10 protein-coding genes are annotated in these 12,856 nt (G+C 70.2%); 6 read left to right on the plus strand and 4 right to left on the minus strand.

The features are described 5' to 3' along the window. Nucleotides 1-9: 9 nt before the first annotated feature. Both LGR64_RS23425 and LGR64_RS23430 read right to left on the minus strand, forming a co-directional pair. On the minus strand, nt 10-1,179 hold the full coding sequence (locus LGR64_RS23425) for a DUF3108 domain-containing protein (protein WP_230357114.1): 1,170 nt from the start codon (nt 1,177-1,179) through the stop codon (nt 10-12). Then, the gene (locus LGR64_RS23430; protein WP_012203056.1) at nt 1,172-1,951 is read right to left on the minus strand and encodes an IclR family transcriptional regulator; all 780 of its coding nucleotides are present in this window, start codon (nt 1,949-1,951) and stop codon (nt 1,172-1,174) included. Before LGR64_RS23430 ends, LGR64_RS23425 begins: the two co-directional genes overlap by 8 nt. A gap of 126 nt (nt 1,952-2,077) precedes the next feature. Here LGR64_RS23430 and LGR64_RS23435 point away from each other — a divergent pair, with 126 nt between their 5' ends. The 3 genes from LGR64_RS23435 (at nt 2,078) to LGR64_RS23445 (ending at nt 5,165) form a co-directional block, all read left to right on the plus strand. Continuing rightward, entirely contained in the window at nt 2,078-3,100 is a 1,023-nt protein-coding gene (locus LGR64_RS23435; protein WP_034390060.1) for a fumarylacetoacetate hydrolase family protein, read from the plus strand. Next, on the plus strand, nt 3,097-4,110 hold the full coding sequence (locus tag LGR64_RS23440) for a TraB/GumN family protein (protein ID WP_230357116.1): 1,014 nt from the start codon (nt 3,097-3,099) through the stop codon (nt 4,108-4,110). The genes LGR64_RS23435 and LGR64_RS23440 overlap by 4 nt, the downstream gene beginning before the upstream one ends. Before the next feature lie 80 nt (nt 4,111-4,190). After that, nucleotides 4,191-5,165: a Bug family tripartite tricarboxylate transporter substrate binding protein gene (locus LGR64_RS23445; RefSeq protein ID WP_016446620.1), complete on the plus strand. Its 975-nt coding sequence runs from the start codon at nt 4,191-4,193 to the stop codon at nt 5,163-5,165. Nucleotides 5,166-5,349: 184 nt separating this feature from the next. Here the strand turns inward: LGR64_RS23445 and LGR64_RS23450 are convergent, their stop codons facing one another. Continuing rightward, entirely contained in the window at nt 5,350-7,107 is a 1,758-nt protein-coding gene (locus LGR64_RS23450) for an ABC1 kinase family protein (RefSeq protein ID WP_141830584.1), read from the minus strand. A 90-nt stretch (nt 7,108-7,197) separates the two neighbouring features. Then, nucleotides 7,198-9,276: a molybdopterin-containing oxidoreductase family protein gene (locus LGR64_RS23455; RefSeq protein ID WP_141830582.1), complete on the minus strand. Its 2,079-nt coding sequence runs from the start codon at nt 9,274-9,276 to the stop codon at nt 7,198-7,200. A 197-nt stretch (nt 9,277-9,473) separates the two neighbouring features. Here LGR64_RS23455 and LGR64_RS23460 point away from each other — a divergent pair, with 197 nt between their 5' ends. From LGR64_RS23460 to LGR64_RS23470, 3 genes are all read left to right on the plus strand, one after another. Next, the gene (locus tag LGR64_RS23460) at nt 9,474-10,631 is read left to right on the plus strand and encodes an ABC transporter substrate-binding protein (protein ID WP_016446617.1); all 1,158 of its coding nucleotides are present in this window, start codon (nt 9,474-9,476) and stop codon (nt 10,629-10,631) included. A 157-nt stretch (nt 10,632-10,788) separates the two neighbouring features. After that, entirely contained in the window at nt 10,789-11,997 is a 1,209-nt protein-coding gene (locus tag LGR64_RS23465) for a M20 aminoacylase family protein (protein WP_043825815.1), read from the plus strand. Between the two features lie 61 nt (nt 11,998-12,058). Then, nucleotides 12,059-12,838 (plus strand): ABC transporter ATP-binding protein, encoded by a 780-nt coding sequence (locus tag LGR64_RS23470; RefSeq protein WP_141830579.1) that lies wholly within the window; start codon nt 12,059-12,061, stop codon nt 12,836-12,838. Nucleotides 12,839-12,856 lie beyond the last annotated feature (18 nt).

A 12,856-nucleotide genomic window follows, 5' to 3' on the forward strand; every position in this document is an offset into this window, starting at 1 on the left:
TACCCGCGATCAGGGTGCCTGGCGGCCCTTGAGCTGCAGGTCGGCGAAGTCGCCGTTGTCCTGCGCCAGCCGGATGCGCACGGGCAGGTATTGCATGGACGGCGCCAGCCACAGCGAGGCCTGCTGGTCATCGCCTGCCGCCGCGATCTTGTCCAGCCGCAGCGCCTGCGTGCTGCCCGAGGGAAGGTCCAGCGTTTCGGTCTCGCCCACGCGGAAGGTCCAGCGGTCGGCGCGCCGCGCGCTGACGGTGATGAAGCTGATCTGCGTGCCCGCCGGGTAGCGCTGCGGCGCAGCCGCCAGCAGGGCCGACAGTTGCAGGAACACGCTGAGCCGGTCCTGCGCGCCGGGCGCGATGGCGGCATCGGGCGCGCCCGTGCTGAAGTGCGCCAGGTTCTGGTCGAACGCCAGTTGCGCCGATTGCTCCTTGCGTGCCTTGTCGTTGAAGCGGCTGGGCTCCAGTCCCCTGTCGGTGATGCGGCCCTCGCTGGTCTGCGAGCGCGAGCCCAGCAGGAACAGGCTGACTTCCTGGCTGGCCTGGTATTGGCCGTTGGCATGGCGCCAGACCAGCTCGGCACTGGCCGAGTAGTTGAAGCGCTTGGCCTGGCCGGTGACGGCGAACGACAGCCGCGCGGGATCGGGCAGTTGCACGGGAACGGGGGCGTCGGAGGCCAGCGGCGTGCCGTCGGGCGAGGTGATGGCCATGCCCTGGGCCGGGCCGGCCGAGGGAGTGGGTGGTGTTTCGGGTTCGGGCCTGGGAGCAGGCGGCGCCGGCGGCGTGGCCGGGGTTGCCCCGCTGCCGGCATCGGCGGTTTCAGAGGCTTCCGATGCGGCAGGCTCCGGCGCTGCGGCCATCGGCAAGGGTTCGACGGTTTCGCGGATGGGCGTGTCCAGCGGCTCGGGCGCGGGTGCGGTGGGCGCCGCGGGTGCCGGGCGCTGGACCTTGGGGCGAGGCTGCTGCGGCTTGGGCGCAGGCGCCTTCGGTGCGGGTACGGGCGCTGCAGGCGGGGGGGCGGGTGGCTCGGGCAGGGACAGCGCCCGCGTCTGCATGGCCGCCACCTCGGTGTGTGGCGCCGATACCTGGCTCCACAGCGGCAGGCCCAGCAGGGCCAGCGCGTGCACGCCCAGCACCACGGCGGTGAGGGCGGGCAGGGCGCGCTGGCGCAGGTGCATTTCAGGCATTCCAGCCCAGGTCCTGGGACAGCTGGACGCAGGCCTCGCGCAGGGGCGCATCGATGGCGCCGCCGTATTCGGGGTCGAAGGTGGCAATCGAGCCCAGCGTGGTCAGGCCCAGCACGATATGGCCCGAGGAGTCGAAGACCGGCGTGCAAAAGGCCACGATGCCGGGCAGCACGGTATCGACCACGCGGGCGGTGCCGCGCTCGCGCACCTCGGCCAGCATGGCGTCTATGGCCTCGGGGGTGAGCGGCAGGTCCTTGCGCTGGATGCGGCGGGCCTTGTCCACTTCGGGCTCCAGCAGCGGGGCCGTGACCTCGCGCGGCAGCCAGGCCGCGAAGCAGCGCCCGGTGGCCGAGGCCAGCATGGGCATGACATCGCCCAGGCGCAGGTTGGCGGTGACCGACTGGGCGCTTTCCTCCCAGTGCACGATGGTCGGCCCGTGGTTGCCCCAGACGGCGATGGCCGCCGTGTGGTGGATGCGCTCCATGAGCGCGGGCATGCGTTCGCGCGCCAGCCGCACGGGGTCCAGCCGGGCCAGAGAGGCCAGGCCCAGCTTGAGCGAGGCCGGGCCCAGGTCGTAGCGGGAGGTGCGCGCGTCCTGGGTGACCAGGCCGATGCGCTGGAAGCTCACGAGGTAGCGGTGCGCCTTGGCGGCGCTCATGCCGGCGTCGGACGCCAGGTCCTTGAGCATCTGCGGGCCCCGGGCGCGCGTCAGCGCCTCCAGCAATGTAAAACCGACCTCGACCGATTGAATCCCTGCGCGTTCCTTGTCCATTGCAATAGAATTTGGTTTTGTTTAGTTAAATCAATTTAACTTATCGTAATTCGTGGCTGCGTCGCCATGGGTATCCAGGCCGCTGCCCGGATGCCGTGGCGCGCGGCGGCGGCACGGGGGAGCAGCATGAAACTTGCCACATACAAGGACGGATCGCGGGACGGGCAACTGGTCGTGGTGTCACGCGACCTGAGCCAGGCCCATTATGCGACCGGCATAGCGAGCCGCCTGCAGCAGGTGCTCGACGACTGGAGCTACATGGCGCCCCAGCTGCAGGACCTGTACCACCTGCTCAACAGCGGCAAGGCGGTCCATGCCTTTGCCTTCGATCCGCGCCAGTGCATGGCGCCGCTGCCGCGCGCCTACCAGTGGGCCGATGGCTCGGCCTACATCAACCATGTGGAGCTGGTGCGCCAGGCGCGCGGCGCCGAGGTGCCCGCCAATTTCTACACCGACCCGCTGATGTACCAGGGCGGCAGCGACGATTTCCTGGGCCCCTGCGACGATGTGGTGGTGCCCAGCGAGTCCATGGGCATCGACTTCGAGGCCGAGATCGCCGTCATCACCGCCGACGTGCCCATGGGCGCCACGCCCGAGCGTGCGCTGGGCGGCGTGCGCCTGGTCATGCTGGCCAACGACGTGAGCCTGCGCAACCTGATCCCCAATGAGCTGTCCAAGGGCTTCGGCTTCTTCCAGTCCAAGCCCGCCACCTCCTTCAGCCCCGTGGCCGTTACGCTGGACGAGCTGGGCGACGCCTGGAAGGGCGGCCGCCTGCACCTGACGCTGCAGTCCACCTGGAACGGCCGCAAGGTCGGCATGTGCGATGCGGGCGAGGACATGAGCTTTCACTTCGGCCAGCTCATCGCCCATATCTGCAAGACGCGCAATGTGCGAGCCGGCTCCATCGTGGGCAGCGGCACCGTGAGCAACAAGGGCGTGGAAAGCGGCAAGGGCAAGAACCGGCGCATGGAGTGGCCCAAGGGCTACAGCTGCATCGCAGAGAAGCGCTGCATAGAGACCATCCAGGACGGCGCGCCCAAGACCGAGTTCATGCGCTTTGGCGACACCATCCGCATCGAGATGAAGGGCAAGGACGGCCAGAGCATCTTCGGCGCCATCGACCAGAACATCGTCGAGCCTGCCGAATGAGCCGCGTCTGCGCACCCTGGTGGCGCCTGGCGGGCAGGTCGCTGCGCGCCGGCCTGGCCGCGCTGGCGCTGTCGCCGTTGGCCGCGGCATTCGCGGCGCCCCCGGCCGCGGACCCCGTCACCTGCCCGCCCGAGGCGCGCATGCCCGGCCCGGACGAGATCCGCGCCATGCAGCGCAAGGCGCAGGACCGTGGACTGCTGTGGCGCATCGAGCACCGGGGCCGCACCAGCTGGCTCTACGGGACCATGCACGCGGCCAAGCTCGACTGGAGCGTGCCCGGCCCCACGGTGGCGGACGCGCTGCGCGCCGCCGACAGCCTGGCGCTGGAGCTGAACATCCTCGATCCCGATGTCATGAAGGTCTTGTTCGCAGGCATGCAGGCGCGGCCCGATGCGCCGCCGCTGCGCGGCGATCTCCAGCGCCGGCTTGAGGAGCAGCGGCGCCTGGCCTGCGCCGGCCCCGAGCTGGCCGTGCTGCGCCCCGACGCCCAGGTGATCTCCCTGTTGTCGCTGGCCGGCCGCAGCGAGGGGCTGGACGCGTCCTATGGCATCGATTTTTCGCTGGCCGGCGTGGCGCTGGCCCTGGGCAAGCCCGTGCTGTCGCTGGAGACGCCCGAGCTGCAACTGCGCGAGCTGGTCTCGGACGACCCCGCGCGCGTGGCCGAGACGGTGGAGTCCGGCCTGCGCCAGCTGGAAAGCGGCATCGCCTCCCAGAAGCTGGGACTGATCGCACGCGTCTGGGCCGATGGCCGCATCCACCTGCTGGAGAGCCTGCCCGACTGGTGCGACTGCATGGCCAATGCCGCCGAGCGCGCCGACTATGACCGCATGGTCTATGGCCGCAACCCCGGCCTGGCGCGCGAAGTGGCGCGGCAGATCCGCTCCGGCCGCAGCGTGTTTGCCGCCGTGGGCGCCCTGCACATGGTGGGCACGCGCGGCCTGCCGGCGCTGCTGGCGGCACAGGGCTTCAAGGTGCAGCGCGTGGAGTTTCCCGCAGCCAGCCCGCCCTGAAACCACGGCCGCCGCCTCCATGAACAAGAGCAACAGGGCGCGGCCAGGACTCATCCACACCCATCCCACAGGAGACAACAATGGACCGTAGACAATTCCTGGCCGCCGTGGCGGCCTCATCCGCCGGCATGGCCGCGCCTTTTGCACAGGCGCAGGACTGGCCCGCCAGCAACATTCGCTGGGTCGTGCCCTATCCGCCCGGCGGCGGCACCGACGTGCTGGCGCGCACCGTGGCCGAGGCCATGCGCCAGACGCTGAACCAGACCATCGTGGTGGACAACCGCCCCGGCGCCTCCACCAACATCGGCGCCCAGATCGTGGCCACGGCCAAGCCCGACGGCTACACCATCATGTCGGCCGACAACGCCGTGCTGGCCTACAACGAGCACCTGTTCAGCAAGCTGTCCTTCAACCCCGAAAAGGACTTCACCTACATCGGCGGCATCAGCCGCTTCCCGATGGCGCTGGTGGTGAACCCGAACTTCGAGGCCAAGACCTTCAAGGAATTCCTGGCCTACGTGAAGGCGCATCCGGGCCAGGTCAACTACGCCTCGCCCGGCAACGGCTCGCCCCACCACCTGGCCATGGAGATGTTCAAGAACCGCACGGGCACCTTCCTGACGCACATCCCCTATCGCGGCGCGGCGCCTGCGCTGGCCGACGTGATGGGCGGCCAGGTGCCCTGCATGTTCCTGGACCTGGCCTCGGGCCTGCCCGTGATCCAGTCGGGCAAGGTGCGCGCCCTGGCCATCGGCACGGGCAAGCGCGTGCCCAGCCTGCCCGAGCTGCCCACGCTGGCCGAGGTCGGCGTGCCCGATACCGAGGTCTATGCCTTCCAGGGCATCCTGGGCCCGGCCAAGATGCCCCCCGCCGTGGTGCAGCGCCTGAACGCCGAACTCAACAAGGCGCTGGCCAACCCCGCCGTGGTCAAGCGCATGCAGGACTTCGGCATGGAGGCGCTGCCGGGCACGCCCGAGCAGTTCCTGGCCATGTCGCGCGCGGAATCCAAGCGCTGGGGGGCCATCATCAAGAGCGCGGGCGTCAAATTGGACTGACCCCCTGAGCGGCTGCGCCGCTTCCCCCTTCTCGCTTCGCGGAGGGGGACGACACCCTCGGTGCGGGGCGGCCCTTCCTCGGTGTCTCTGGGTTGGGCCGTGGCGGTTTTGGGGGCGGCGCCCGGCTTTGATCTGATGCGCTGGTGCTGCTTTTTTTTGGCGTTCCTGATCGCCAATCCAGCCATCAATCCAGCGCCTTCTGCCTGCGCATGGTGATGAACAGGACGGCCAGGCTGGCGGCGGCGCCGGCCACGCCCAGGGCGGCGAAGAGGGGGATGCCCCACAGGCGCGGGCCCATGGTCAGCAGGCCGGGGGCCAGGCCCAGGATGAAGGCGCCGGAGACCACGGCCAGGGCCAGGCGGGTGGCGGCGCGTTCCAGTGCCAGTGAAAGCCGGTCGATGTGGCGTATGTCCAGATCGGCCTGCAGCCGGCCCGAGCGCAGTCTTTGCATCACCAGCCGCAGGGTGTGCGGCGCGTCGTCGGCCAGTTCCAGCCACTGCGCCATGGCGGCGCGGCGCTGGCGCGCCAGGCTGCGCAGGGAGTAGCGCTGCAGCAGCTGGGCCTTGACCAGGGGCGTGGCCGTCTGCACCACGTCGAATTGCGGGTCCAGCTGCAGCAGCACCTGGTCGGCCGTGATCAGGGCCTTGAGCAGCAGCGCCATGTCGGCGGGCAGGGCCACGCCGGTTTCGCGGGCCAGGGCCATGAAGTCCTGCAGCGCGCGGGACATGACCAGGCGGCCATTGCTGGCGCCGGGGCCGTGGCGGGTCACGAAGCGGTCCACGGCGGCCTCGATGCGTGCGGCCGAGGGCGGGGCGCGGCCGGGCATTTCGCTTTCGGCCGCCCATTCCAGCAGCACGCCCGAGAGGCTGCGGCCCTGGCCCTCGACCAGGGCGCGCATCAGGCCCAGCACCTGGCGGCGGCGCTGGGGCGACAGCCGCCCGACCATGCCGAAGTCGATGAAGCCGACGCGGTTGCCGGGCAGGGCCAGCAGGTTGCCGGGGTGCGGGTCGGCGTGGAACAGGCCGTCGCGCAGCACCATCTGCAAAAACGCGCAGGCGCCACGGCGCGCCAGCAGCGGGCCGTCCAGCGCGGGGTCCGCACCCACGGCCGAGGCTGGCACGCCCGGCACGAAGTCCTGCACCAGCAGGCGCGGCCCGCTCAATGCCCAGTGGATGGCCGGCACGACGATCTCGGGCTGGGCCGCGAAGTGCCGCGCCACGGCGTCGCCGTTGTGGGCTTCGACGGTGAAATCCAGTTCCTCGCGCAGCGCCTGGCCCAACTGGCGCGTGACCTCGCGCGGGCGGTAGCGTGCCAGCTGCGGCCATTGTTCCTGGGCCAGCAGCGCCAGGTGCTCGAGCAGGCGCAGGTCGGCCTCGATCTGGGGGCGCAGGCCGGGGCGCTGGACCTTGACCACGACTTCGATGTCGGCAGCGCTGGCCGCAGGGGTGCTGTCGCTGTCGCTGCCGTCTTTCTGGTCTTGCCGGTCATCCCGGTCTTCAGCCGCAGGCAGCCGCGCGCGGTACACCTGGGCCATGGAGGCCGAGGCCAGCGGCACGGGATCGAAATGCGTGAACACCTGCTCCACGGGCAGGCCCAGCGACTGCTCGATCAAAGGCTGGGCCGTCTCCCAGGGCAGCGGGGCGGCGTGGCTGTGCAGTTGCTGCAGTGCGGCCGTCCATTCGGGCGCGAGCAGGTCCGAGCGCGTGGCCATGATCTGGCCCAGCTTGACGAAGCTGGGGCCCAGGTGTTCGAGGGCCATGCGCAGGCGCTCCGGGCGGCTGGCATCCAGCGGATGCTCGGGATGGGGCTGGCTGCCGCGCGGCGCGAAGCGGGCCAGGCCCAGCGTGTCGACCAGGTCGGCCAGCCCGAAGCGCAGCAGCACGCCGACGATTTCCTGCAGCCGGGCACGGTCGCGCACGGCGACCACGGCGGTTTGCAGCATGGGCATCTCCTGTCGGTGGTGGCAATGCGGTCCATTGTGCCGATGCGCCGGACGCCATTGCGCAGGAATCGCCCGTCTCCGGGGCGGGGCTCAGGCCAGCCGCTGCACCTGCACCGCGCAGTCGTAGAAGCTGGGCGCGCGGCCCAGGTCGGTCAGGCGCTGGTGGGTGAGCTCGTTGACATTGGTGCCGTTGTCGCCATGCTTGCGCCACCAGATGCCCAGGCCGTTGACCACGCCACGGCGCGCGCGGCCGTTGAGGGTGGCGTGGCATTCGTAGCTGCCCCGGTCGTTGAAGACGCGCACCCGGTCGCCCTCGGCCACGCCGCGCGGGGCGGCGTCGTCGGGGTGCAGCTCCACCAGCGGGCGGCCTTCCATGGTGCGCAGGCTCTTGACGTTGACGAAGCTGCTGTTGAGAAAGTTGCGTGCCGGCGGCGAGATCATGGCCAGCGGGTAGCGCGCATCCGTTTCGGCGGTTTCGTAGTTGGGCAGGTAGTCAGGCAGCGGGTCCATGCCGCGCCGCGCCAGCTCGGCGCTGGTGAATTCGCAGCGGCCCGAGGGCGTGGCGAAGCCGCCCTCGGCAAAGGGGGCCTCGGGCAGGGCCAGGGTGGCAAAGCCCTTGTCCATCAGCTCGTTGAAGTCCACGCCGCGCCCCTCGAAGGCTTCGCGGCACAGTTGCTCGTCTCCCGTCTGGAAATGGGCGGCGGCAAAGGCGGCGTCATGCCGCGCCATGTGCGCGGCCAGGTCGCGGAAGATCTGGCCGTTGCTGCGCGCCTGGCCCAGCGGCGCGATGGCGGGGCGGTTGAGCAGCACGTCGGTATGGCCGTAGCTGCCGTGGATGTCCCAGTGCTCGATCTGCGTGGTGGCCGGCAGCACGTAGTCGGCCAGGTCGGCCGTGTCGGTCATGAACTGCTCCAGCACCACGGTGAACAGGTCCTCGCGCGCAAAGCCGGCCACGACCTTGGCCGACTCGGGCGCCACGGCCACGGGATTGCTGTTGTAGACCACGATGGCGTCCACGCGCGGGCCGAAGCCATTGCCGCCTTCGTGCAGCAAGGCGTCGCCGATGGTGCTCATGTTGATGGTGCGCGGGCGGCGCTCGCCCAGCAGGTGCGGCATCTGCAGTCGGGCGCGCTGCGTGGGCAGGGCGCCCGAGGCGGACAGCAGCAGGCCGCCCGCACGGTGGCGCCAGGCGCCCACCAGGGCCGGCAGGCAGGCGATGGCGCGCACGGCATTGCCGCCGCCGCGCGCGCGCTGCACGCCGTAGTTCAGGCGGATGGCGGCGGGCGTGGTGGTGCCGTAGTCGCGCGCCAGCTGGCGGATCTGCTCCACGGGCAGGCCGCAGACCTGGGCCGCGCGCTCGGGCGGCCACTGCAGGGCGCGGGCCTTGAGTTCCTCCCAGCCCAGCGTGTGGCGCGCAATGTAGTCATGGTCCAGCCAGCCGTGCGTGATCAGCTCGTGCATCAGGGCCAGTGCCAGGGCGGCATCGGTGCCGGGCAGCAGCTGCAGGTGCTCGTGGCACTTGTCGGCGGTCTCGGTCTTGCGCGGGTCGATGCACACCAGGCGTGCGCCGTTGCGCTTGGCCTCCAGCGCATAGCGCCAGAAATGCAGGCTGCTGCCGATGCTGTTGCTGCCCCAGATGAGGATGAGCCGGCTTTCGGTGAAATGCTCCACGCGCATGCCCAGCTTGCCGCCATAGGTCAGGTTCAGGGCCTCGCCCCCGGCGCTGGAGCAGATGGTGCGGTCCAGCAGCGAGGCGCCGAGCTGGTGGAAGAAGCGCCGGTCCATGCTCTCGCCCTGCACCAGGCCCATGGTGCCTGCGTAGCTGTAGGGCAGGATGGCTTCGGGATCGCGCGCCGCCAGCGCGTGCAGCCGGGCGGCGATGTCGGCCAGCGCCTCGTCCCAGCCCACGGGCTCGAACTGCCCGGAACCCTTGGTCCCCACGCGGCGCAGCGGGGTGAGCACGCGCTCGGGGTGGTAGCTGCGCTCGGTGTATTTGCTGACCTTGGCGCAGAGCACGCCGCCCGTGTGCGGATGGGCGGGGTTGCCCTGGACTCTTTTGGCGATGCCGTCTTCGACCGTGGTCACCAGCGAGCAAGTATCGGGGCAGTCATGGGGGCAGGCGCCCAGCACCTGTGAGGTGGCCTGGAGTGGGGGCGTGGCGGAGGACATGGTGGCAGCGGTCTCGGACAGGGTGGGTACTTTGCGAAAAAACCGTGAAAGCCGGGAAAACGGGAAAAGGCCGTCACGGGCAAGGGGCGGTGCCGGTCTTGCATGCCGCAATCGCCGCTTGTCTTTATTATGCGGACCCTTGCAGCCGGCTGCACGCAGCAACGGCGCCGATTCCAGTGACAAAAACAGGCAAGTTCATGCTCCGACCCAAGACGGCGTTCAGCCGCAGACAGTTCATCGCAGCCAGCACGGCTGCTGCCGCCACCTGGACCGGCGCAGTGCGCGCCCAGGACGCGGGAGGCACCATCGTGCTGGGCCAGTCCTGCCCGATGACGGGCCCCGCGGCACAGATCGGCCAGCCCTTCCATGAAGGCGCCAAGCTGTACTTCGAACAGCTCAACGCGCAGGGGGGCATTGCCCGGCGCAACATCGAATTGCGCGTGATGGACGACGGCTACGAGCCCGAGCGCTGCGCGGCCAATACCCAGCGCTTCCTGTCCGACGACGTGTTCGCCCTCTTCGGCTACGTGGGCACCTCCACCAGCATGGCCGCGCTGCCGCTGCTGCAAAAGGCGCGCGTGCCCCTGTTCGCGCCGCTGACGGGCGCCGACGCGCTGCGCCAGCCCCAGCTGGCCCAACTGGTCTTCAACGTGCGCGCCTCCTATGCCGACGAGACGGCGCTGATGGTGCGGCACCTCACCGGGCTGGGCCTGAAGAAGGTGGCCGTGCTGCACCAGAACGATGCCTATGGCGAATCGGGCCTGGCCGGCGTCAAGGCGGCGCTGGCCGCCAAGGGGCTGGAGCCCGTGGGCGCGGCCACGGTGGAGCGCAACTCGAACAATGTGGCCGCCGCCGTCAAGACGCTGGTGCCGCTGGGCGCCGATGTCATCGTGCAGATCGTCACCTACTCGGCCAGCGCGGCCTTTGTGCGCGCGGCGCGCCAGGCGGGCTTTGGCGGGCAGTTCTACAACGTCTCCTTCGTCGGCTCCCAGGCACTGGCGCAGACGCTGGGCAAGGATGCCGAAGGCGTGGTGGTCACCCAGGTCGTGCCCTCGCCCTTCCAGACCTCGCGCCAGATCACGCGCGATTTCCTGGCGGCCATCCAGAAGGGCGGCGGCAAGCTGACGCCCAACTATTCCAGCATGGAAGGCTATCTGGCGGCGCGCGTGTTCGCCGATGCGCTGCGCCAGGCCTCGGCCTCGGGCAAGCCCACGCGCGACGGACTGGTCGCGGCGCTCGACGCCATGCACGGCCAGCAGGTGGCCGGCTTTCCGCTGGCCTTCAAGCCGCAATCGGCCAAGCCGCGCTTCGTGGAGTTGTCCATGCTGACCGGCGACGGCAAGGTCCGGGTGTAGGCTTTCCCTTCGGGTTGGCTCTGCGCGCAGGCGCTCGCGGCATTGCAGCGCTTGCCAAGGCTTCAGCCTTGGCGGCACACTGCGCCTTGCGATCACCAGCGCGCAGAGCCAACGCGGGTACTTAAAAGTGCATAACACGCTCTAGAAGGAGAACCCCATGGCCTTGCTGCAGGAACTGCTGGACCGCGCACCCGAGATCACCGCGCTGCGCCGCGACATACATGCCCATCCCGAACTGTGCTTCGAGGAGATCCGCACCGCCGACCTCGTGGCCCGGCAATTGGAGGGATGGGGCATTGCCGTGCACCGCGGCCTGGGCCGCACGGGCGTGGTGGGCACCATCCACGGCCGTGACGGCGGCGCCAGCGGCCGCGCCGTCGGCCTGCGCGCCGACATGGATGCCCTGCCCATGCAGGAGTTCAACACCTTCGAGCACGCCAGCCGCCATGCCGGAAAAATGCATGCCTGCGGACATGACGGCCATGTCGCCATGCTGCTGGCTGCCGCGCAGTACCTGGCCGCGCACCGCGACAGCTTCGAGGGCACGGTGCACCTGATCTTCCAGCCGGCCGAAGAGGGCGGCGGCGGCGCGCGCGAGATGGTCGAGGACGGCCTGTTCACGCAGTTCCCCATGCAGGCCGTGTTCGGCATGCACAACTGGCCCGGCATGAAGGCCGGCACCATGGCCGTGGGCCCGGGCCCGGCAATGGCGTCCAGCAACGAGTTCCGCATCGTCGTGCGCGGCAAGGGCGGCCACGCGGCCATGCCGCACATGGTGATCGACCCCCTGCCCGTGGCGGCCCAGCTCATCCTGGGCCTGCAGACCATCGTCAGCCGCAACGTCAAGCCCATCGAGGCGGGCGTGGTCTCGGTCACCATGGTCCATGCGGGCGAGGCCACGAACGTGGTGCCCGACAGCGTGGAGCTGCAGGGCACGGTGCGCACCTTCACGCTGGAGGTGCTGGACCTGATCGAGCGGCGCATGAAGACCCTGGCCGAGAGCATCTGCGCGGCGCATGACACGCGCTGCGAGTTCGAGTTCGTGCGCAACTACCCGCCCACCATCAACTCCGCCCCCGAGGCCGAGTTCGCACGCCGCGTCATGGCCGAGGTGGTGGGCGAGGCCAATGTGCTGCCCCAGGAGCCCTCGATGGGCGCCGAGGACTTTGCCTTCATGCTGCTGGAAAAGCCCGGCGCCTACTGCTTCATCGCCAATGGCGACGGCGACCACCGCGCCATCGGCCACGGCGGCGGTCCCTGCACGCTGCACAACCCCAGCTACGACTTCAACGACCAGCTGATTCCCCAGGGCGCCACGTTCTGGGTGAAGCTGGCCCAGCGCTGGCTGAGCGAGCCCACGCGCTGAGGCCCTTGCAGGGTCCGGCCGACACCGGCATGTCACACACCGCACCTAGCATGCGGTCCCTGTGACCTCCATCGAATCCTCCACGGCCGCCGCGCAGGGCGTGGCCGTCCAAGCCCGGCAGCTCAAGCGCATCGACGGCGGGCGTGCCGTGCTCCAGGACATCAGCCTGCAGATCGCCCCCGGCGAGGTGCTGGCCCTGCTGGGTCCTTCGGGCTGCGGCAAGACCACCCTGCTCAAGATCCTGGCCGGGCTGGAGCAGCCCAGCCGCGGCGAAGTCTGGATGGGCGGGCAGTGCGTGGCCAGCGCCTCGCAGTCCCTGCCGCCCGAGCGGCGCGACCTGGGCCTGGTGCTCCAGGACCATGCGCTCTGGCCCCACATGAGCCTGCAGGCCAACGTGGCCTTCGCGCTGGAAATGCGCGGCCTGCCTCGCGCGCAGATCCACGAGCGGGTGCAGCAGACCCTGGGCCTGGTCGGGCTGCAGGGCATGGGCGAGCGCCTTCCCGGCAGCCTGTCGGGTGGACAGCAGCAGCGTGCGGCGCTGGCCTGCGCCGTGGTGGAGCGCCCGCGCCTGGTGCTGCTTGACGAACCCCTGTCCGGCCTCGACGACAACCTGCGCGAGCGCCTGTGCGAGGAAATTCCCCGGCTGCTGCGCAGCCTGGGTTGTACGGCCGTCTATGCGACCCAGGACCGCCAGCAGGCCTTCGCCGTCGCCGACCGCGTGGTCGTGATGGAGCACGGCCGCATCCTGCAACCGGGCAGCGCCCGGGACCAGGCGCCGACCCCCGTGCCTTGCGAGGCCGACCGATGGCCCATGGCCGGGCACCTGTGCAGCGCGGCGTAGGAACGGCATGGGAGCGAC

The sequence above is a fragment of the Delftia sp. Lp-1 genome (assembly GCF_020523835.1).
In the GTDB taxonomy this organism is placed as follows: Bacteria; Pseudomonadota; Gammaproteobacteria; order Burkholderiales; family Burkholderiaceae_C; genus Comamonas; species Comamonas acidovorans.

Bases quoted from the DNA above. Each gene is read 5' to 3' on its own strand.
- LGR64_RS23450 (WP_141830584.1), bottom strand. From the start codon at position 7,107: ATGCTGCAAACCGCCGTGGTCGCCGTGCGCGACCGTGCCCGGCTGCAG.
- LGR64_RS23425 (WP_230357114.1), bottom strand. From the start codon at position 1,179: ATGCCTGAAATGCACCTGCGCCAGCGCGCCCTGCCCGCCCTCACCGCC.
- LGR64_RS23455 (WP_141830582.1), bottom strand. From the start codon at position 9,276: ATGTCCTCCGCCACGCCCCCACTCCAGGCCACCTCACAGGTGCTGGGC.
- LGR64_RS23430 (WP_012203056.1), bottom strand. From the start codon at position 1,951: ATGGACAAGGAACGCGCAGGGATTCAATCGGTCGAGGTCGGTTTTACA.
- LGR64_RS23465 (WP_043825815.1), top strand. From the start codon at position 10,789: ATGGCCTTGCTGCAGGAACTGCTGGACCGCGCACCCGAGATCACCGCG.
- LGR64_RS23445 (WP_016446620.1), top strand. From the start codon at position 4,191: ATGGACCGTAGACAATTCCTGGCCGCCGTGGCGGCCTCATCCGCCGGC.
- LGR64_RS23435 (WP_034390060.1), top strand. From the start codon at position 2,078: ATGAAACTTGCCACATACAAGGACGGATCGCGGGACGGGCAACTGGTC.
- LGR64_RS23440 (WP_230357116.1), top strand. From the start codon at position 3,097: ATGAGCCGCGTCTGCGCACCCTGGTGGCGCCTGGCGGGCAGGTCGCTG.
- LGR64_RS23460 (WP_016446617.1), top strand. From the start codon at position 9,474: ATGCTCCGACCCAAGACGGCGTTCAGCCGCAGACAGTTCATCGCAGCC.